This is a genomic window from Pseudomonas sp. BBP2017, assembly GCF_003024385.1.
Taxonomy (GTDB): domain Bacteria; phylum Pseudomonadota; class Gammaproteobacteria; order Pseudomonadales; family Pseudomonadaceae; genus Aquipseudomonas.
This window is the reverse complement of sequence record NZ_PVZN01000012.1, coordinates 93,157-113,391: the sequence shown is the minus strand read 5'-3', so window position 1 is coordinate 113,391 and position 20,235 is coordinate 93,157. Positions and strand designations below refer to the sequence as shown.

The window sequence follows — 20,235 nt, the reverse complement described above, 5'->3', positions numbered from 1 at the left end:
CGAATAATTCTCGTTAGTTAACAAATCTTTTTCGGGGAACGCCTTGTCGTCCGTACAAAGCCCACACAGTGAGCTGGTTGGTACGCTCTACCGCGACCATCGCAGCTGGCTACTCGGCTGGCTACGGCGTAATATCGCCTGCGCCGAGCGTGCCGAAGACCTCAGCCAGGACACTTTCGTGCGCCTGCTCGGTCGTGACCAGTTGCCGCCACCGCGTGAACCCCGAGCCTTTATCCTGGCCATCGCCAGGGGCTTATTGTTCGACCACTTTCGCCGCGCGGCACTGGAGCAGGCCTACCTGGCCGAGCTGATACTGATCCCCGAAGCCGAACAACCATCCCCGGAAGAACAACACCTGATTCTCGAAGACCTCAAGGCCATTGATCGCCTGCTGGGCAAGTTGTCGAGCAAAGCCCGCGCGGCGTTCCTCTACAACCGTCTGGACGGCCTCAACCATGCGCAGATTGCCGAACGCCTGGGGGTTTCCGTGTCACGCGTGCGCCAGTACCTGGCCCAAGGCATGCGCCAATGCTATATCGCCCTGTACGGCGAGCCGACATGAACAGCAAACCGGTCAGCACACGCGTTCTTGACGCTGCCATCGCCTGGCAACTGTGCCTGGATTCAGGCCGCGGCAGTGCCGACGAGCGCGCCGAATTCGCCCGCTGGCATGCCGCCAATGAAGAGCACGCCCGCGCCTGGATGCAACTGGGCATGCTCGACCAGCGTTTCAGCGCGGCAGCCGGGCCTGCGCGCCAGGCTTTGCTGCAGTCGCGCGCCAGCCTGCGTCAGCGTGTCCGCAAGATCGGCAGTGGCGTCGCCAGCCTGGCGCTGGTGGTCGGCTTGCTGAGCTGGGCCAGCGCCTATCAGTCAGTGGGCTACTGGCTGGCCGATCAACGCACGGCCACCGGCGAGCAACGCAGTCTGCGCCTGACCGACGGCACCCTGATCAGCCTCAATACCCATTCGGCGGTGGACATCCGTTTCGATGAGCAGGAACGCCTGATTGTCCTGCATGAGGGTGAAGTCTCCATCGAGACCGGACACAAGGATGATCGTCCCTTTATCGTCGCTACCGAAGACGGACGCATGCGTGCACTGGGCACACGCTTCCTGGTCAAAGTGGAAGAACAAGGTACCCGCCTGAGCGTGTTGCAGTCGGCCGTGGCGGCCAAACCGCAGGACAGTGGCGACGAACAGATTCTGCATGAAGGCCAGCAGGTGCTGATGAGTCATGATCGGCTCGGGCAGATTGCCGGCCTGAGCCTCGGGGCGGACGCCTGGACCCGCGGCATGCTGGTGGTCGACAACGTGCGCCTGAGCGAGCTGATCGACGAACTTGGCCGTTACCGCAGCGGCTACCTCGGGGTTGCACCTGAGGTGGCCAATTTGCGTATTACCGGCAGCTTCCCGCTGAACGACACCGACCTGGCCCTGACCTCATTGCTACCGACCTTGCCGGTGCAGATCGAGCAGCACACCCCGTGGTGGGTGACGGTGGTGGCACGACCTTAACAGCCCGATCGCGGGGCATGTGGGAGCAACTATCTTGACCTGATGCTTGGATAGCAGCCACGATACCCGTCGGGTACTTTATGGGGCTGTGGCGGCGGTTTTGTTTTTACGTTTGAACAGATCTTTAAACATCGTCAATGTAGCCCCGCCGCCTTGCAGGCCTCGACAAAGGTCGAGCCTTTCTTATCCATCGCCTCTTTGACGATCTGATTGGCTTTCACCAGGGCCGGGCTTGGCTTTGTCCACTGTTCCGGCGGCAACGGTTGTGACCATGCCTGTACGGATTCCGGCAACGTCGGGCGCCCCTTGCGGTGGCCCCATTCGGCAAGCAGGTAAGGCATTTTCCAGAACACCAGCACGCGACGGATGTACCAGAATCGCAAGGGCCATCGGGATAGTTTGGAATAGCCGTAGCGTTCTCGCTCCTCAGCCGTTAAATGCTCCCCGCCTTCATCCAGACCTCCCATGGCACGCGCGTCTTCGCGTTCGAGTTCAAAAGTGTGCAGCCCTTCGTAGGGCTTGAGCCGATCCCCGGTTGGAATCAACCCCAACACTGCCAGCATCGGGTTTGGCGTATCCACCAATTGACCGTCCTCCATGTAATTGCGGATTGCTGCCCACATCCCCAGCGAATGGGCGTCGCTGGGTTGTGGCAGCAGCAGAAACTGCACTCTGTCTTGTTCCTCATCCTCCAGCCCCATGCCCAAGGTGTATTGGCGGGTGGCGCCATAGCTGGTGACGCCCTGGGTATTGGCCACCCAGGCGACCACACTTTCCCATGGCACGATCAGGACGCGGTGGGTTTTGCCGTCGACGTAACAGACTTCGCGGCGTTGGCGGTTGAAGCGGACGGGGTAGGTTTTTGCCGCTTCGTAAACGCTGGAGATCATGCCGTAAACATAGGCACCAAATGGAAGAATAAACAGGACAGAAGTTTTGGTAGAGACCTTGAGACCGGTAAATAAATCATGGAGTGGGTTAGGGAAATTTTCTGGATAAAAGAGCACACCGAATAAAACGACAAGGCCTGGAAGGATAAAAGCCGTAAACAACACCATCCAAATTCCGGCAGCTAATATCTTCCCTTGCTCCACCATTCCCCGGTTACTGCCACCCAGCTCCAGATAGGTGTCGTTCATCTGCGAAAAGTTACGCCGCGACGATTGAACCTGTCCGGTGTATACAGGTAAGGGCGACAGGAACAGGGTTTCGTTCAATCCTTTGACCCGAACTTCACCGGCGCAGGGCCGCTGACTGCGAATGTCCGGGGCAGGCTCGGTAGCGGCGGCTGGGTCTTTGCGTTTGAATAGCTTGCTAAGCATTGGCAGTCGCCAGGTCATCTCTGATGAACAACTTGAAAGGTGCCTTGCCCGTTCCGGGGGGCATGTTCTCTACCGAGTCGAGTCGAAAGGTACCCTCGGTCTTGATGGTCGTACCATAAGCGCGGGTGATGTACAGGTTACGCAGCACAAAAGTGGTGTGATGGAGCACATCGCGTTCGGCTTCCAGTTGGTAGGCAATGCTAAAGGCCAGGGCGAAGTCCGAGGTTTGTTCGCTATTATTAATCGGTAAATGCAGTGTCAGTGCTTGTTGCTCTTCACTGACGACGATGAAACGCGTCGCCCAGATGGCGGTGCTTTCTTTCCAGCGCAATGGCGGCAGGGTGGGCCTGTAAGGTTGGTGTACGTAGTTATCACGGCCCTGTTGGTAGGCTTGTAACTGTAACTTGCGGTGGTCCATTTCCTGGGTGCTGATGCCGGGTAGCACCAGTTTCAGGTAAGTTTTTTTGTCATCGCGGATCAGATCGCAAGTCGGCTTTTGTACGACCTTGGCAAGCTCAGTCCATTCGTCTTGCAGGCTGCGATGCCTGGATTTATTACCCCAGGCACTGTTCTCCATCCATACTTGCAGGTCGTCCAGATTGAAATAGTTGTACAAGCCTTCCCCTGCCAGTTGCAGGGCGGTGGCGATCAGACCTATCAGGTTAGCACGTGCACCGATGGCCAACAGTCGTGGACTGGCCTCCGCCCAGGCTAAAGCGCGCAACTCGGTCGGTGCTAACAAGATGCTCTTGATAATCGAGCCCGTGTGCTTGGCTGCCCAGGTGTTGGTGCCCGCCAGTATCCCATCGCCGGTAATCTGCAACGTGCTAGCACCCAGCCCCTTGTAATTGCCATTAGCCAAGGCTCTACCCCATTGTGAAGAGTGCTTACCTAAATCGATTGCTGCCGCCAGAGCACCAAATGCAAACGCCCCAAATCCGGAAATGCCGGCCCAATGCCCCAAACGACTCATGGTGTTTAACTTACCGGCAGCACTTTCCATCTGCTCAATATGCGCTTGAAAAATCGTAACCAACAATCCTTGCACGGCTGCAAAGCCAGCTGCCGACATACCTATGAATGAATCAATGAAAATTCCCCAATCAGTTAAAGAGCGATTAGGTTTTACCAGAGCGCTCAGCGCCTCGATAAACTTCAACCCCTGAATCACAAACAACACCAACGCGATCCCATCGCCTTTCGACTTCACCGCCGCCAACAGCGGCTTGTTAAAGGTTCCGGTGGCCCGGAAGTCCCGTGCGGTCCGGGTCATCTCCGCACGCAACTGCGGATCCAGGCCATCGATCACCGTGCCGATTTGCGCCGGGCTATCGCCACCGACGGTCAAGGCGCCCGCAAGCCGATCCTCCAACGGTACTAGGGCGGCTTTCAGCAGGTTGATACGCTGGTTGTAGGCCGCTTCGCTGCCAGGCAATGCATAACCTGTGGATTGCTGCCTCAGCTCACTGTTACGCAGCCGGTAGACTTCCTTGAGCTGACTGCGCAGTTTCATCGACTGCTCGCGGGCATCATTGAATGCCCTTACTTCTGCTACCGAAGCTGTTCGTAATGTCAGGCCCTGGCGGGAAAACTCGCGCAGCAACTGCAGCCGTGCCGGTGCTCCGATGTGGCGAATGTAGCCATTGGGGTCGATGTTTTGCGCCTGTTTGAAGTTGTCGTAAGCCCTTTCCAGTTGATCAGCGCTTTTCAACTGATGCGCCGGGTTGTACGCCTCTTCCAGCATGCTCTGCAAACCCATGAACTGAGTATTCAGGTTGTTGTAGTTGGGCAGGCGCTCGGCCATCAGGAGATGGAACTGATTGGTCAGCACATTGAAGCCGGCCAGGCTGTCCGGGGCGGACAGAACGTTGATGGTGAACTTGCTCAACTCTGCCAGTTTCTTTGCCACATCGACTTGTTCGGCCAAGGTCAGGGTGTCGAGCCCGGGCACCACCGTCAACAGGTCGGACTCCAGGTAGGCGGCCAGTTTTTCCGTGGCTTTCTGATCTGCGCACATCGCCGCCACGCAAACGAATTCGGTTTCCAGGCGGTGCTTGATCTGTGCATCGAGGATGAAGTCGTAATACCAGGCCGCACGGTGGAACAGGCCCGCGGTGAACAGGTTGAGCCGATCGTCGCGGATGATTTGCAGGCGTGCATGCCAGTGACTCAGCAGGTTCTGCTCGGCCATGACGAAGGCTTCCATAGCTGCGCGATCAACCAGATCATCGATGCCCCTCTGGCCCAGCTCCTTGCCGTGCAGCGTTTGCCAGCTCTGCACGCTGAGCGTGTTGATGGTGCGCTGGTGCTTTTCATAAAGCGGCGTGCCCAGTGCATCCTTCATGTCGATGAAGGCCCGTGCATAGACATTGACTTCGGCCGCGCGGCGCCAGTGCTGATCGGGGCCGAAGATTCCCGGATCCTTGTGGTCGCGACGAACCTTGAGGAATTCGTAGATGCTCGCTTGTTGCGCCTCGCTGGTCTCGTCCCTCAGCGCCTGGATATCCGCATCCGTTGCGCTCAAGGCCTGCAGGCGCGAGTCGTTAACGTCGTACAAGGACTGGATGTAAGCGCCGCTCATGTACTGGGTCTGACGCCTGTCGTCAGCACTCCACTGCTCGATCCAGTCAGCCACTTTCAACTGGGCGGCGGCCAGATCGCGCATCACGCCAATGTCGTCGCGCAGCACCAGAAACAGGTAATCATCCTGGTAAGCACCGAGTACCTTGCTGGTCAGTGTTTCAATCGCCGTGTCCTGGAACAACGGCTGGTCTTCCCAGTGGTAGGGTCGTTTCTCCTCCGGATTGGCGCCGTCGGGAAAGGCCTTGGACGGCGGCAGTTGGGTGATGCCTGCGGCATCGGGCAGCTGGGCGTTTTCGGCGACCTCTGCCAGCCATTTATCCGCCTGTGGCTTGCTCAACAGGTTGGCACCGCCGCGCAGCGGGCAGGCACTCTGCAGTTCGACACGCTGCATAAAACGCTGGCGGTCGTCCTTGGACGTGAGCACTTGCGCGCATTTGAAGGCCGTCCACTGAATTTCCGAGTAGCAGGCGTACAAGGTGTGTTGACGAGGGAAAACCAGGTGCGGTTCACCCACCGACGTGGTGCGCTGGTCAGCGCTGACCTCGGTGCTATTCCAGAGCAGCTTGGTGATCTGACCGTTTTCGACGCTGTACTCGTGCAGGTAACCGCTGGTGCCATCGATGATGTACAGATAACCATCGCGCAGCAGGCGGATGCCCAGCGGCTGGCTCTTGATCTTGAGGGGCATGCTCAGCTCGGCTGCCGGATCGAGGTGTTCGACCAGCCCGTAACGTAGCGGCAGCAACTGCAGGTTCTTGTTCATCAACGGACACACCCCGAGCGGCGAGCGTACGTCCTTGACACTTTTGGCCATGGCGGCGGTATTGGCGCTGATTCTGGGTGGTTGTTGAGTGGTCACAGCAGGCTTCCTTTTCGGTCAATGGCCCGGCGTTCGGCCAGCTCGGCGGCACGCTTTACACGGCTCAAAGGGGCATCCGGTGTCGATTTCGCCAGCAACGCAGCGATGTCTGGGTGGTCAGTCAGCGGCTGTCTGGTCAGATAGCCGAAAACATTCGCGTAGAGGGCAAGTTCCTGATCTGAGCAGAAGCCTTGTTGATAGGCCTGCTCCGTCATTTCTTGCACATACTGACGCCGTGCAGACGGTGCAAACGTCGCCATGAAATCCGGGAAGTACCGGTGTAAGTGTTCGCATAAGCCGGAGACGGCATTGCGAAACTCGACGTCGCCCAATGCCGTGAGTTCCTGGTCGCTCAATCGATAGGTCTTGGGCTCAGCGCAGGCCTGAAGTGTTCGCGCGTGTTGCCGCCAGGAACCTTCCACGCCGTCCGGCAAGCAAACGTGCGTGACAGGCCCGAACCAGCGGGCGCTGCGGTCTTGCACCGCAACGCTGAACAGCTGATGCATGACCGCTGGATCGGCAATGCGCGGCATCACCTCCACGCCATCTGCCTGCTCCACACTGAGCAAGTGGCGCCAATGGCTCAGTAGCGCGTGAACATCGTCATCGCTAAACAGCAGATAGCCCCATTCGAGGGCGGCGTGTTCCTGAAAATACGCCAGAAGCGGATCATCGCGGCCGCTGAGTACGAGCAAACAAGGTGAAATGTCTGATAGCTCATGCCAGCGCGTATTCAGGTACAGGCAGTAGGTTGGATTGCCCCAGCAGTGCAGGCGCTGCACCAGATTCGGCACGCTGACACCGTCCAGTAGCAAGTAAGCAGGCGTCATCCAGGGCAAATCATCCGGCAGTGGCGGTAGCTCACGCATCGGCTTGCTCCCCTTGTTTTTTAGCTGCTTTGCAAACCACACAGATCGGCTTTTTGGCCAGCAAGGCCATGCGCTGCGTCTGGGGCAGCACAGGCGCGTGCAGCCCAGCCAGTTCCGTCGGCAGTGCTTGTTTGGACGCAGCGCCGGCCACCGGGGCCCCGCCGATTTGTATTTCGGTACTACTGAAAATGCCGCCGGGCCCTATAACGATGTGCTGGCCGCCACCTTTCAAGGTGATGCTGGCCCCGGCGTCGAGGATCACTTGCACCCCGGCCTTGAGGTGCACTTGCTGGCCGGCTTCAATCGCCAGCGTTTGTCCGACCCGGGTATGGCTGCTGCTGGCGACTTGCAGGTAGTCGTTGGCCTTGAGTTCGACCTTGCGATCCGCAGTCACCGTGCACTGGTCTTCAGCCTCCAGCACCGCGATGCTGTTGCCCTTGATGGTTTCCCGGCGTTCGTTACCGACTTCCAGGCGGCTGTCATTCTCGATCTTTTGTTCCAGGTCGCGTTGAGCGCGCAGGTAGATCAGCTCCTGACCTTTGCGGTCCTCAATCGACAGTTCGTTGTAGCCACTGCTGTCCGGCGAGCTGTGGCTGCGCAGTACCGTCTTGGTCTTGTTCGCTGGCAAGGGATAGGGCACCGGTGTGCGCGTGTTCGGCACGCAACCGGTAATCAACGGCTGATCGGGATCACCCTCCAGGAAGGTCACCACCACTTCCATGCCGACGCGCGGGATGGTCACCGCACCAAAGCCCTCTCCGGCCCAGCTGGACGACACCCGTAACCAGCAGCTGCTCTTGTCGCTGTTGAGCTCGGCGCGGTCCCAGTGGAACTCGACTTTGACCCGGCCATGCTCATCGCAGAAAATTTCTTCGCCCGCCGGCCCGGTGACACGGGCGGTCTGGCTGACCAGCACCGAATTGCGCGTGACCAGCGGTGGCCGGTAAAACACGTCCCAGGGGATGGCGCTGAAGGTATTGCGGTAGCCTTGGCTGAAACCGTCTTTGGGCTGGCTGTCGCTGCCGGCCGACTCCTCCAGCACCTGCGGCTGCTTGCCTTCGTGGCTCACACTGCGCAATAGCCACAGGTCGTTGCACGCTTTACGCGGGTGTTCGCTCAGGTCGAAGAAATGACCGCTGCGCAGGCCGGGCTGATCGCTCTTGCCTTCCGCCAACTGATAGTCGTAGCGGTGCCGTTCCAGGGCCTGGCGGGCCAACTGCTTGCCGCGCTCTTCGGTGTCGATCAGCGTCGGGTAGCGGTAATCCTCAAGCGCCGGCTTGAACTCGGCGGTGGAGCGGCTTTCCAGCAACCGGCTTGGCCGTTTCAGGTCATAGTCACGCCGGGTGACCGTGCTGGTACGGGTGCTGAAACGCTGGGAGAACTGGCTGACGACCGGGTGATCGGCCACCTGCCCAGCGCCTTGCTGATAAGGGGTTGCGCCCAGTTTGGGAAAAAAGGTTTGATGGTCGGTGAACACCAGGTGGTGGCCATCCGGGCTGTGCTGGTGGTGCCAGGCAATGCCCTCTTCACTGCACAGCCTCTGGATGAAAATGAGGGAATCTTCCCCGTATTGCGTGCAGTATTCGCGCGCGAGGCTGGGGCTGACATGGAAGGTGAAGGCATCGGCCTGAATGCCATGCTCGTGGAGTACCTGGGCGATGATCTGCGGCACCGTCAGTTGCTGGAAAATCCGCTGGTTGTGGCTGAACTGCAAGTAATACAGGGCCGGTACCAGGGTCAGGTGATAGCGGGTCAGGCGCTTGCCGGACTCCCCCACCCTAACGTCTTCGATACGGCCGTGCAGCCCTTCACCGTTCAGGCCAAAGCGCAAAAACGCCGGTTGGCCGAGCAGGCTTTGCAGGTCGAAGTCGGGGTACTCGCTGACCAGTTCAATGTGGATCGTGTACAGGGTGCTGATGGCTTCCGTGCCGTTAAACGCCAGGACCTTGAAATCATGGCGAACTGTGGGAATCAGCAAATCGAAATGCACGCTATTGGCTGGCGCGACCATGCGTTTGTCCTTAAACGGGGAAAGGAAACCACGCGTAGCCCAAGACGAAATGTGCGTGAGCTGGCGTAGACACCCGGAAAAGCTACCAAGTGCGGCAAAAAATTGATGTCAGACGCTTCCTAAAATGCATTTGTATTTCATGGTATTCAGTCGGCAGGGCACTCAAGACACAAGCGGGCTTGCCCCGCGATGGTTTGTGCCTGCAATCTCGGTCGCAATCAAAATCTAAATTATTTTCACTAAGCCCTATCACTTTTCCTCTCTCACTCGGCAAGGAAGCTAGTTAGCACTTATTCGTCGAGGAGTTGCTGCATGTCCCGCGCTGTTCAAACCTTCCTGCGCCCCAGCCTGCTGGCCATCGCCATTGCCCTGTCCGCCCCGCTGGTGAGCAGCCCGCTGGTTGCCGCCGAACAATCCAGCCTGCGCAGTTACAACCTGCCTGCCGCACCGCTGTCGAGCACCCTGAACCAGATCGCCAGCCAGGCCGGGATTGCCCTGACCCTGGACCCGAGCCTGGCCAGCGGTCGCACCTCGGCACCGGTCAGCGGCGAGTACAGCGGCGTGGGCGCCTTGCAGGCGGCATTGCGTGGCACCGGTCTGCAACTGCAGCAAAGCAGCGCCGGCACTTATAGCCTGATCGCGACGCCCGCAGGGGCCATGGCGCTGCCGGAAACCAGTATCAACGCCACCAGTGATTTTGAAAGCGCCTGGGGGCCGGCCACGGGCTTGACTGCTACCCGTACCGCTGCGGGTACCAAGACCGACACCCCGATCGTCGAAATCCCGCGCTCGATGACGGTCATCACCCGCGAGCAACTGGATGATCGTCAGGTTCTCAACCTCAACGACGCCCTGCGCTACACCGCTGGCGTACAGAGCAGCGGCTACGCCTCCGATCCCCGCTCCGACTGGCTGCGCGTCCGCGGCTTCGACCCGACCCAGTTCCTCGATGGCCTGCCGCTGCCAAAAGGCTCATTCGCCAACCCGAAAGTCGAGCCGTGGAACCTTGAGCGCATCGCCGTGCTGCGTGGCCCGGCCTCATCTGTCTACGGCCAGACTCCGCCAGGCGGCATGCTCGACATGGTCAGCCGTCGTCCACAGGCCGAAAGCGCACACCAGGTCGAAGCGCAGGTTGGCAGCAACAACCACCGTCAGATCAACTTCGACAGCACCGGCAAAATTGATGATCAGGGCCAGCTCCTCTACCGCGTCAGCGGTGTGGTACGCGACAGTGATTCACCGACCGACCATGTTCCGGACAAGCGCTACAACCTTGCGCCCAGCCTGACCTGGAACATGGATGAAGACACCAGCCTGACCTTCATCACCCAGTTCACCCGCGACGATACCGGGATCTCCGGGCAGTTCCTGCCGATACAAGGCACCAAACTCGACTCACCGGCCGGTGATATTTCCCACCACAAGAACCTCGGCGATCCCGACTGGGAATTCTACGACCGCACTTACTACGCGCTCGGTTACGCCTTCGAGCATCGCTTGAACGATGTCTGGCAGTTCCGCCAGAATCTGCGTTACACCAAGAGCGATCTGTCGTTCCAGGGCATCAATGTCGCGACCATGAACAACGGCTTCGTCGAAGCAGACGGCACGGTCCCGCGGGAAACCGGCATCGTCAACGAAGACATCAGCCAGTTCGCCGTGGATAACAACTTCCAGGCCGACTTCCAGACCGGCGTCCTGAACCACACCCTGCTGATCGGCCTCGACCACCAGCGCTCGAATACCAACTACAAGTGGGACTACGGCCTGAGCTACAGCGTGCCGCCAGGCAACGTGATCAAGCCTGCGTATGGCCAGGACTTCTCTAACGTCGACTACTTCACCATGTACGACTATGCGCAGAAGACCTACCAGACCGGCTTCTACGTCCAGGACCAGATCGCCCTGGACAACTGGCGCCTGACCCTCGGTGGTCGTGAAGACTGGGTGCACACCGGCACCACCTTCCACAACCAGAACGACGCTACCAGCACCGAGCGCGACAAGGCCTTCACCGGCAACGTCGGCCTGAGCTATGTGTTCGACAATGGCGTGACCCCGTACATCTCCTACACCGAGTCGTTCCAACCTACGACCGGTGCCGCTGTCGCGGCCACTCAGTCGTTCAAGCCGACCGAGGGACGTCAGTATGAAGTGGGCGTGAAATATCAGCCGGTGGGCAGCAAAAACCTGTACACCGCGGCGGTGTACGACCTGCGTCAGGACAATGTGAAGGTAGCCGAAGGCAGCCTGACCCGTCAGGTTGGTGAGCTTCAGGTCCGCGGCCTGGAACTGGAAGCGACTACCCAGGTGACTGACAACCTCAAACTGATCGGCTCCTACAGCTATACCGACACCGAAATCCTCAAGGGCGCGGCCAGCGAGCAAGGCAATCGCATGGCCCTGATCCCGCGTAACCAGGCGACCCTGTGGGCTGACTACACCTGGTACAACGGTGTGCTCGACGGCTTTGGCGTCGGCGGTGGCGTACGCTATGTCGGCGACAACTACGGCAACACCGCCAACACCGACCTGGCCCATGTCGGCTCCTACACCGTCTACGATGCTTCGGTCCATTACGACCTCGGCCGCAAGATCAGCACCCTCAAAGGCATGACCTTGGCGGTCGAAGCCAAGAACCTGTTCAACAAGGACTACTTGGCCAACTGCGACGGTTACTGGTGCTACTACGGTGACGAGCGCAACGTGGTTGCCAGCGTGAATTACAAGTTCTAAGGGCGTTCATGAAAAGCCAGACCATTCGCCGCTGGTCCTTTGTCCACACCTGGACCAGCCTGATCTGCACCCTGTTCCTGTTGATGCTGGCAGTGACCGGCATGCCGCTGATCTTTCATCATGAGATCGACCACTTGCTGGGCGATGCACCCGAGTTGAGAGAGATGCCGGCAGACACGCCGAAACTGGACTTGCAACAGCTGGTACTCAAAGCCCAGGCGCACCGCCCGGGCGAGGTCATGCAGTACTTCGGCTGGAATGAAGACGACAGTAATGGCGTAATAGCGATCATGGCTGCCACCGCCGGCACCGAACCGAACTCGTCGCATACCTTCATGCTCGATGCTCGCACCGGTGAGGCAGTGGAAATGCCATCGGCCAACGGCGGTTTCATGATGACCATGCTGCGCCTGCACGTGGACATGTTTGCCGGCCTGCCCGGCAAGCTGCTGCTGGCGTTCATGGGCTTGCTGTTCGTCGTCGCGATCATCTCCGGTACGGTGCTCTATGCACCGTTCATGCGCCGCCTGAAGTTCGCCACGGTACGCCATGAAAAATCGCCGCGCTTGCGCTGGCTCGATCTGCACAACCTGATCGGTATCGTCACTCTGACCTGGGCGTTGGTGGTTGGCGTGACCGGGGTGATCAGCGCCCTTTCGGACCTGGTTATCGCGGCGTGGCGCAACGACAGTTTGAGCGCGATGGTGGCGCCTTACCGCAACGCCCCGCCCTTGACACAACTGGCACCCGTCAGCCGGGTACTGGACATCGCAGCCGAAGCCGCGCCGGGCATGGTGCCGGACTTTATCGCGTTTCCGGGTACGCGCTTTTCCAGCGAACATCATTACGCGGTGTTCATGAAAGGCGGCACACACCTGACGGCGCACCTGCTGACGCCGGTATTGATCGATGCGACGACACTGGCAGTGACCGCTGTCGGTGATCGGCCCTGGTACATGGGCGCGATGGGACTGTCGCAGCCGCTGCACTTTGGTGACTACGGTGGCCGGCCGATGCAGATCCTCTGGGCCGTACTGGACGCTCTGACGATTATCGTCCTTGGCAGTGGCGTGTACCTGTGGGTTGTGCGCCGTCGGGCTACAGCCGTAGTGCCGGCCGCCCGGGCGCAGGTGACAGGATGAAGCGCAAGACATCGAGCCTATGGGCTGTGTTCGGCATGCCCGCATTGATCGCTCTGCTCGGAGCAGCGGGCCTGTTTGCCGCATTGCTGGGGGATGGCGGGTGGGATGCGCTGGCCTGGGCAGGGCTGGGCTTGCCAGCGTGGTACAGCCTGCGGGGCTTTTGCTCAGCCCCGCGATAGGCTCAGTCAGTCAATTTCGGCAAGCATTCATCCAGCCGCTTGTGCAACGCGCTGCCACTCGGCCAGTTACGTAGCAAGCGCGCCCGGTCACGGGCGAAGGCCGGGGTGAAGCTGAGTTGGGTGGCGTGCTGGCACATGGCGTCCAGATCGATCAGCGACCACTGACCGTGCTGCCAGAACAGGTTGTGGCCCTTCATGTCGCCATGGCTGATGCGCTCATGGATCAGCTGCTGCAACAGCGCCTGTAAAGCCTGAAGCTGCGCCTCGGGCACCTCGCCGCTATCGACGTAAGGCGCGAAGCATTCGATCAGGTCCGGCCCGTCGGCATACTCGGTCACCAGGTAGGCGCGACTGCGCAGGCCCATGACCCGCTGTTCCAGCACCGCCAGCGGCCGTGGCGTGGCGATGCCGAGAAACTCCAGGCGATGCCCTTCGATCCACGAGTGCCAGGCCCGGCTCGGGCGCCAGAAACGCTTGAACCAGTGCGCCGTGTTCTTGATGTTGTAACGCTTGAGGACCAATGGCCGGCCGTTCACTTCAATGCGCGCGACACTGGCGGCACCACCGGTCTTGTACAGGTGACCCTGGTCGATCAGCGCATCGGCCTGCTCCAGCACCGGCAGCATAGCCGTCAGTTCGTTGCGGCGGATCGAACGCAAGCCGGAAAGACCGCGCTCGACGCTGAACAACGTGCACTCGCGCCCGGCCTTCTCCAGGTAATCCTTCAGGCGCCAGTTGCGCACCTTGTCGATCTGTTTCTGCAAGGCTTCCAGTGGCAGGGCGTGTTCGGTGTTGGCCAGTAGGTAATGCACCAGCAGCTCTTCAAGGAACGGCTCCAGACGCTTGGGCAGTTGCGCAAAGAGAACGCCAAGATTCTGTAGCACTTGCGCACGAGACAGTGGCTTGCCCGGGGTTTCAGCCTTGATCCCGGCACCGTCGATCAGGTACAGCTGACCGCCATGGCGCAACAGGTTGTCCAGGTGCAGGTCTTCCTGCCACAGGCCCTTGGCGTGCATCTGTCCGACGGTCGCCAGCGCTTCACCGAGCACCATCTGCTGTTCATCGGCCAGCGGCGGCAAGGTTTCGACTTCTGCCCAGGCATCGGCCAGGCTCTGCGCGTCTTCGAGAAACTCGAACAGCAACCAGCCGCCCTCACCTTCGCGCAAGCCGTCGGCAAGCAACAGCGGCGTAGTCAGACCTTGCGCCGCCAGCAAGCGCGCACCTTCGAGTTCACGCTGGAAATGCCGGGAAGCACTGCCACCTACCAGCAACTTTGCCAGCACCGGCTTGCCACGCCAGATACCGGCGCCCACGTAGCGCCGCCCGGGCAATACTCGCAGCAGACTGAGCAGTTGCAACTCGGCATTGCCAGCGGCGTCAGCCAGGCTGATGTTCAGGGGCAGGTCCGGGTGTCGCCCGGCATCCTTGAGTTCGGACAAACGCATCAGCGAGCCTCTTTCTCACGGCGGCGGCGCGTCAGGCGCTGCAGCCAGGTATCGACCAGCATGCTGTCGGCAGGCTGTTCCAGATAGGATGACAGCATCACCCGCACTTCAGCTTCGCTCCAGACCGGTGCGCGGCGCAACAGGGGTTCAAGGTCTTTGAGCCGGTCACGCATGCCCAGCAGCAGCGGCCGGGTTTTCTCCAGGTCGATCAGTTGCGCCAGCCAGCTATCGCTGCGTTCACGCAGGAAAATGTGCTTGGGGTAGAAGCAGCCATGCACCTGGCCGGCGGCATGAAGGGTACGCGCCAACAGGCCACAGGCGCGCAGGATGCCCTGACGCTGGCCGATCTCCAGCGTCGGCCATTGCCCGAGCAGGCTGTCCAGATCGCTCCAGTCGTCGAGGGCACGGGTCAGTAGAATCGCCCGGCGCTCGCCGTCGACTTTGCGCTCTCCGTAATAGACCGCCTGCAGGGCGGGAATCCCCAGTTTCTGGTAGCGGCTGATATTGCGAAACTCACGGGCAAAGGTCGGCTCGCCGAAGGGCCGGTGCAAGCTGCGGGTCAGGTAATCGCTCTGGCGCTTGAGGTAGTACCCCTTACCTTCCAGCTCCAGACGATAGACGCTGCTCCAACCACCGCGGCCGGTATTGGGCTCATCCACCGCATCGAGTTGCAGCGCCCAGAGCTGGTCGAAACCGTTCAGGCCATGGCGCTCAAGCAGTGCCGTCTCGGCACTGGCGAGAAAATCAGTCATTCGCGTCCCTCGAAAAACGTCACGACATGCCGCAGCCGGCGCTTATCCGCCGCATTCAGGCGCTCACGCCCGCGATACTGCAGGTAAAAGCGCAAACGCTGGGTGGCCGACAGGTGATACTTGGCCACTTTGTCCAGGCATGCCAGGTCTTTGGTGATCCGGTAGCGCAGCATGAAGCCCCACCAGAAGTCGCCCGTCGGACAGTCGATGAAGAATAGCCGGGCCTGGTCATCGACCAGCAGGTTGCGCCACTTCAGGTCGTTATGGGTGAAGTGGTGGTCATGCATGACTCGGGTATGCCGGGCCAACTGACGGCTGATGTGATCGACCCAGCCACGATCGGCAAGACGTGCATCCTTGCGTTCGGCCAGCAGCGAAAGATCTTCGGTGCGAGGCAGCTCACGGGTGATCATCGCACCGCGGCCAAAGGCCAAGCCGTTGCGTTCCAGCCCCCAGGCCACGACTTTGGCGGTGGGGATGTCCCACTTGGCGAACCGCTTGAGGTTCTGCCACTCAGCCTTGATTCGTGGGCGCCCCAGGTAACGGCGTAGGCCTTTACCTGCGCCGGTGTATCGTTTGACGTAGTAGTTGACGCCGTCACGCTGAACGCGGATCACTTCACTCAACAGGTCGTACGTCAGGCGCTCGCCCTGCAAAGCGAAGACCGCCTCGATACTGCCAAAATCCGCCGCCAGCGCCTGATAATCAGACTCCAGTGTCCAACCTGCCATCAGAGCGCATCCCCGTATCGTTGTTTACGCTCGTAGAGCTTTTGGGCCTTACCTTCCAGCCAGCGCAGCAGCGCCGCTTCTTCAGCAAGGATCTGACGCAGTGGTTGCTGGAAGTAACCCCGCAGGAAGCGCAGCTTGTCGCGCGGTGTCAGGCCGATGTCCAGCGCCGAGAAATACAGCGCGGCCAGGTCCTTGTTACGCCAGCGGCGGGAGATAGCCGCCCGGGTCTGTGCACGGTGCAGGTCGATCACCGACAACCTGAAATCATCCGCCGTCACTTCGCGATCGGTGTGCAGCAGGAAATGGCAGATGTAGCAGTCACGGTGATTGACGCCGGCGCGGTGCATCATCCCGGTCATGCGCGCCACTTCGGCAATCAGCGCATGCTTCAGACGCGGTGCCGGCGGCTGCTTGACCCAGTCGATACTGAAGTCTTCCAGGCTGATGGTCGGCGCCAGCTCTTCGGTAACGATGAACGAATGCTGCTCGGCCGGATTGCTGCCACGCTCGCCGTAAGCAACGGCGGTCATGGTCGGCACCCCGACTTCATGCAGACGCTGAATCGCTCGCCACTCCTGGCCGGCGCCGAGCACCGGCAGTTTGGCAGTGAACAGATTCTTGAAGATCTCGCCCCAGCCAATGCCGCGGTGGATCTTGACGAAGTAGCCACGCCCTTCGACTTCGGTGCGCAGGGTGCGACGGCCTTCCAGCTCGCGGTACACCTGGCCCTGCAGGGCCTCCACGGCATTGAAGGCATCGCGCCCGGCCCACAGGCGCTGGAATGGCTCGGCCAGTATCAGTTTCATTTACGCTCCGGGGCCAGAATCACATCGGCGGCATGCTCGGGCATGCTGTAGAGGTCAGCGCTATCAGCGAAGGCCAGCCCGTTGCGCGCCCAGCTGGCGCGGGCCGCATCGTCTTCGAGCATACGTTGCAGGTACTGGTTGAGCTGTTGCTGTTCGAACGGCTCATCGAGCACCAGGCCACTGTCGGCCTCGGCAATGTAATGGGCATAACCACAAATCGCCGAAACCAGCACCGGCAAACCGGCAACCAGCGCTTCGAGCAACACCGTGCCGGTGTTTTCGTTGTAGGCCGGGTGAATCAACAGGTCGGCACCGAGCAGAAAACGCGGGATATCGCTGCGGCCCTTGAGGAACTGTACCTGATCGGTCAAACCGAGGGTCGCGCTTTGCAGCTGGAACACCTTGGGATCATCCTGGCCGATTACCATCAGCCGCGTGCGTTTGCGCAGCGCCGATGGCAAGGCCGCCAGGGCCTTGAGGCTGCGGTCGACGCCTTTGGTCTTGAACCCTGAGCCGATCTGCACCATCAGCAACTGGTCGTCCTTGAGGTCAAACTCGCGACGAAACTCGGCGCGGATCTCGGCGGCATTGGCCGGCGCCCGACGGTCCTGGGAAATGCCCGGTGGCAGCAGGTGGAAACGCTCCAGCGGTGTGTCGTAATGCTTGATGAACAGCGGCTGCTGGACTTGCGAGATCATCAGCACCTCGGTCTTGGCGTCCTTGGCAAACACCGCCCGCTCGTACTCGGCAAAGTGTCGGTAGCGGCCCCAGCGCCGGTACAGCGAGTTGCGCAGGTTCTGCGCCTTGTCTTCGAAACAGCCGTCGGCGGCGTAATAGACGTCGAGCCCCGGCATCTTGTTGAAGCCGATCAGACGGTCTACCGGACGCTTGGCCAGATCGGCTTCCATCCAGGCACTGAGTTTTTCATTGCGCCGATGGTTGAACAGCGCCTTGACCGGGGCCACCAGCACTTCGAAGCCTTCCGGCACATCGCCTTCCCAGATCAGCGTGTAGACGCGGATCTGATGGCCACGGCGCTGACATTCCAGGGCAATACGCATGAAGTCGCGCTGCAGGCCACCGAAGGGGAAATATTTGTACAGCACAAAAGCCAGTTGCATTAACGAACATCCTCAGCCAGCAGCAACGCGCGCAATTGGCTCGCCACACGCTCGGGATTCAGGCGAGTGAAGCACAGCGGCCACTCGCGTTTGAGATCGAACCGGCGCTGGTCTTCAGCGCTCGGTTTATAGGTACATTTCTTCTGCAGGCAGGGTGCGCAAGCAAAATCGCTGGCCAGGTGTACCTGAGACTTGCCGTAGGCACCGGTCAGCCCCGGATTGGTCGGGCCGAACAACGACAGGGTCGGCACATCCAGGGCCGCTGCCAAATGACCGAGACCGGTATCCACCGCCACACAGGCTTTGGCAGCCGCCAACACGCGAGCAACACCGGCCAGGTTCAATTTGGGCAGTACCTGGCAGTTATTCAAGCCCTTGGCGATGCGCTCGGCGCGCGCCTGCTCGGCCGGGTTGCCCCACGGCAAACGCACCTCAAGCCCTTGCTGGCCGAGGCGTTCGGCCAGTTGACGCCAGTAGGCCTCGGGCCAGTGCTTGGTCGCCCAGGTAGTGCCGTGCAGAAACACCACAAACGGCGCGGCCGGTGGCAACTGCAGGCGATTGAGGTCCAGGCCGTAATCACCCAGGCCGGCCGGCAGGTCGTAACCCAGGGCCAGGGCGAACAGCTGCCGCACCCGTTCCACTGCATGTTGCCCACGCTGCACCGAAAAACGCCGGTCATAGAAGCGGCTGGCCAAGCCTTCGCGTGCCGAATAGCGATCCAGCCCGGCCACCGGGGCCTTGACGTAGCGAGTCAACCACGCGGATTTGACCAGGCCCTGGGCGTCGATCACCAGGTCGTATCGGGTTTCCCGCAAGCGCTGCTTGAATTGGCGCCATTGGCCATTCTTGACGGTCTGCCAGAGGTTCTTGCGCCAGCGGCGGATCGCCACCGGGATCACCTTGTCCACTGCCGGGTGCCAGCTGGGGATCTCGGCAAAGCCTTCCTCGACCACCCAATCGAAACGAATACCGGGAATCGCCCGGGCCGCATCGGTCAGTGCTGGCAGTGCGTGAATCACGTCGCCCAGGGAAGAGGTCTTGATCAGCAATACCCGCACTTAGTCGACCTCGGCCAGAACATCGATCAGGCTCGGACCGTTGAGGCGCTGCAGCGCAGCCACCACCGCCTCGGGTTCAAGCTGACGCAAGCAATTGTAATGGCCGAAACGGCAGGTGCGGTCGAAGCAGGGACTGCATTCCAGGCCCAGGCGCACCACTTCGACCCGATCGGCCAGCGGCGGGGTGAAGCCTGGCGAGGTCGAGCCATAGACCGCCACCAGCGGCCGGTTGAGAGCAGCGGCAACATGCATCAGCCCGGAATCGTTGGACACCACGGCATCGCTGCACGACAGCAGGTCGATGGCTTCGGCCAGCGAGGTTTCGCCACTGAGGTTGCTGGCTTCTTCACGCAGGCCAGGAATCAGCCGCTCGCGAATCGACTCGCCCACCGCATGGTCGTTCTTCGAGCCGAACAGCCAGACCTGCCAGCCCTCACGGATCTTGGTCTCGGCCACCTTGGCGTAATGCTCCGACGGCCAGCGCTTGGCTTCGCCGAACTCAGCGCCCGGACACAAGGCCAGTACCGGGCGGTCCAGGCTCAGGCCGAACTTGGCCAGGGCGGCATCGCGGCTGGCGGCCTCGATCTGCAGGCTCGGCCGCGGGTACGGCTTGGGCAACTCGGTACCCGCCGGGTAGGCCAAGGCCATGAAGCGCTCGATCATCAGCGGATAACGCGCCTTGTCCAGCTTGCGCACATCGTTAAGCAGGCCGAAACGCAGCTCGCCGCGCCAGCCGGTACGCTTGGGGATACCGGCAAAGAACGGCACCAACGCCGACTTCAGCGAGTTGGGCAGCAAGATCGCCTGGTCATACTGACCGGCCAGGGACTTGCCGATGCGCCGCCGGGTCGCCAGTTCCAGTGCGCCGTGGCCGAGCGGAAAGCTCAAGGCCTGGCGAACTTCAGGCATGCGTTCGAGGATCGGCCGGCTCCACTCGGGGGCCAGCACGTCGATCACACACGCCGGATGTTGCTGCTTCAGGCAATGGAACAGGGTTTGCGCCATTACCATGTCGCCCACCCAGCTGGGGCCAATGATCAAAATTCTCATGCTTTATCCAGAAACGATCAGGGAGGCTGCAGCCTGTCCGCGAACAGCCTGGCCTC

Annotated in this window: 16 protein-coding genes; 5 read left to right on the top strand and 11 right to left on the bottom strand. The window is 60.6% G+C overall.

Annotated elements, in window-relative coordinates:
• Positions 1–43 precede the first annotated feature (43 nt).
• Entirely contained in the window at positions 44–562 is a 519-nt protein-coding gene (locus C6382_RS15895) for an RNA polymerase sigma factor (protein WP_107025356.1), read from the top strand.
• Positions 559–1,515 (top strand): FecR domain-containing protein, encoded by a 957-nt coding sequence (locus C6382_RS15890; RefSeq protein ID WP_107025355.1) that lies wholly within the window; start codon positions 559–561, stop codon positions 1,513–1,515. The genes C6382_RS15895 and C6382_RS15890 overlap by 4 nt, the downstream gene beginning before the upstream one ends.
• A gap of 134 nt (positions 1,516–1,649) precedes the next feature.
• Here C6382_RS15890 and C6382_RS15885 read toward each other — a convergent pair whose 3' ends face one another.
• The 4 genes from C6382_RS15885 to C6382_RS15870 are packed head-to-tail and all read right to left on the bottom strand — an operon-like array spanning position 1,650 to position 9,159.
• Positions 1,650–2,837, bottom strand: coding sequence for a DUF6708 domain-containing protein (locus C6382_RS15885; protein WP_256589119.1), 1,188 nt, complete (start codon positions 2,835–2,837; stop codon positions 1,650–1,652).
• Entirely contained in the window at positions 2,830–6,279 is a 3,450-nt protein-coding gene (locus C6382_RS15880) for a toxin VasX (protein WP_107025354.1), read from the bottom strand. The genes C6382_RS15885 and C6382_RS15880 overlap by 8 nt, the downstream gene beginning before the upstream one ends.
• Entirely contained in the window at positions 6,276–7,148 is an 873-nt protein-coding gene (locus C6382_RS15875) for a DUF4123 domain-containing protein (RefSeq protein ID WP_107025353.1), read from the bottom strand. The genes C6382_RS15880 and C6382_RS15875 overlap by 4 nt, the downstream gene beginning before the upstream one ends.
• Entirely contained in the window at positions 7,141–9,159 is a 2,019-nt protein-coding gene (locus C6382_RS15870) for a type VI secretion system tip protein VgrG (RefSeq protein ID WP_107025352.1), read from the bottom strand. The genes C6382_RS15875 and C6382_RS15870 overlap by 8 nt, the downstream gene beginning before the upstream one ends.
• 312 nt (positions 9,160–9,471) lie before the next feature.
• Here C6382_RS15870 and C6382_RS15865 point away from each other — a divergent pair, with 312 nt between their 5' ends.
• Genes C6382_RS15865 through C6382_RS24375 form a run of 3 tightly spaced genes read left to right on the top strand, consistent with a single transcriptional unit; the run spans position 9,472 to position 13,216 of the window.
• Positions 9,472–11,895: a TonB-dependent siderophore receptor gene (locus tag C6382_RS15865; RefSeq protein ID WP_107025351.1), complete on the top strand. Its 2,424-nt coding sequence runs from the start codon at positions 9,472–9,474 to the stop codon at positions 11,893–11,895.
• 8 nt (positions 11,896–11,903) lie between these two features.
• The gene (locus C6382_RS15860) at positions 11,904–13,037 is read left to right on the top strand and encodes a PepSY domain-containing protein (RefSeq protein WP_107025350.1); all 1,134 of its coding nucleotides are present in this window, start codon (positions 11,904–11,906) and stop codon (positions 13,035–13,037) included.
• Entirely contained in the window at positions 13,034–13,216 is a 183-nt protein-coding gene (locus tag C6382_RS24375) for a hypothetical protein (RefSeq protein ID WP_107025349.1), read from the top strand. Before C6382_RS15860 ends, C6382_RS24375 begins: the two co-directional genes overlap by 4 nt.
• A 2-nt stretch (positions 13,217–13,218) precedes the next feature.
• On the opposite strand, the gene C6382_RS15850 is transcribed toward C6382_RS24375, so the two are convergent.
• Genes C6382_RS15850 through waaF form a run of 7 tightly spaced genes read right to left on the bottom strand, consistent with a single transcriptional unit; the run spans position 13,219 to position 20,179 of the window.
• On the bottom strand, positions 13,219–14,661 hold the full coding sequence (locus tag C6382_RS15850; protein WP_107025348.1) for a lipopolysaccharide kinase InaA family protein: 1,443 nt from the start codon (positions 14,659–14,661) through the stop codon (positions 13,219–13,221).
• Positions 14,661–15,413 (bottom strand): lipopolysaccharide kinase InaA family protein, encoded by a 753-nt coding sequence (locus C6382_RS15845; protein WP_107025347.1) that lies wholly within the window; start codon positions 15,411–15,413, stop codon positions 14,661–14,663. Before C6382_RS15845 ends, C6382_RS15850 begins: the two co-directional genes overlap by 1 nt.
• Entirely contained in the window at positions 15,410–16,144 is a 735-nt protein-coding gene (locus tag C6382_RS15840) for a lipopolysaccharide kinase InaA family protein (protein WP_107025346.1), read from the bottom strand. Before C6382_RS15840 ends, C6382_RS15845 begins: the two co-directional genes overlap by 4 nt.
• Positions 16,144–16,950 carry a lipopolysaccharide core heptose(I) kinase RfaP gene (gene rfaP, locus C6382_RS15835; RefSeq protein WP_107025345.1) on the bottom strand — a complete coding sequence of 269 codons (807 nt, stop codon included), beginning with the start codon at positions 16,948–16,950 and terminating at the stop codon, positions 16,144–16,146. The genes C6382_RS15840 and rfaP overlap by 1 nt, the downstream gene beginning before the upstream one ends.
• A complete protein-coding gene (locus tag C6382_RS15830; protein WP_107025344.1) occupies positions 16,947–18,071 on the bottom strand; it encodes a glycosyltransferase family 4 protein in 1,125 nt (374 codons plus the stop codon). Before C6382_RS15830 ends, rfaP begins: the two co-directional genes overlap by 4 nt.
• Entirely contained in the window at positions 18,071–19,129 is a 1,059-nt protein-coding gene (gene waaC / locus C6382_RS15825; RefSeq protein WP_107025343.1) for a lipopolysaccharide heptosyltransferase I, read from the bottom strand. The genes C6382_RS15830 and waaC overlap by 1 nt, the downstream gene beginning before the upstream one ends.
• Entirely contained in the window at positions 19,130–20,179 is a 1,050-nt protein-coding gene (gene waaF / locus C6382_RS15820) for a lipopolysaccharide heptosyltransferase II (protein WP_107025342.1), read from the bottom strand.
• Positions 20,180–20,235 lie beyond the last annotated feature (56 nt).

Coding starts and splice junctions, on each gene's coding strand:
- C6382_RS15870 (WP_107025352.1), bottom strand. CDS start 9,159: ATGGTCGCGCCAGCCAATAGCGTGCATTTCGATTTGCTGATTCCCACA.
- C6382_RS15875 (WP_107025353.1), bottom strand. CDS start 7,148: ATGCGTGAGCTACCGCCACTGCCGGATGATTTGCCCTGGATGACGCCT.
- C6382_RS15840 (WP_107025346.1), bottom strand. CDS start 16,144: ATGGCAGGTTGGACACTGGAGTCTGATTATCAGGCGCTGGCGGCGGAT.
- C6382_RS15860 (WP_107025350.1), top strand. CDS start 11,904: ATGAAAAGCCAGACCATTCGCCGCTGGTCCTTTGTCCACACCTGGACC.
- waaF (WP_107025342.1), bottom strand. CDS start 20,179: ATGAGAATTTTGATCATTGGCCCCAGCTGGGTGGGCGACATGGTAATG.
- C6382_RS15890 (WP_107025355.1), top strand. CDS start 559: ATGAACAGCAAACCGGTCAGCACACGCGTTCTTGACGCTGCCATCGCC.
- C6382_RS15830 (WP_107025344.1), bottom strand. CDS start 18,071: ATGCAACTGGCTTTTGTGCTGTACAAATATTTCCCCTTCGGTGGCCTG.
- C6382_RS15845 (WP_107025347.1), bottom strand. CDS start 15,413: ATGACTGATTTTCTCGCCAGTGCCGAGACGGCACTGCTTGAGCGCCAT.
- C6382_RS15850 (WP_107025348.1), bottom strand. CDS start 14,661: ATGCGTTTGTCCGAACTCAAGGATGCCGGGCGACACCCGGACCTGCCC.
- C6382_RS24375 (WP_107025349.1), top strand. CDS start 13,034: ATGAAGCGCAAGACATCGAGCCTATGGGCTGTGTTCGGCATGCCCGCA.
- C6382_RS15885 (WP_256589119.1), bottom strand. CDS start 2,837: ATGCTTAGCAAGCTATTCAAACGCAAAGACCCAGCCGCCGCTACCGAG.
- rfaP (WP_107025345.1), bottom strand. CDS start 16,950: ATGAAACTGATACTGGCCGAGCCATTCCAGCGCCTGTGGGCCGGGCGC.
- C6382_RS15865 (WP_107025351.1), top strand. CDS start 9,472: ATGTCCCGCGCTGTTCAAACCTTCCTGCGCCCCAGCCTGCTGGCCATC.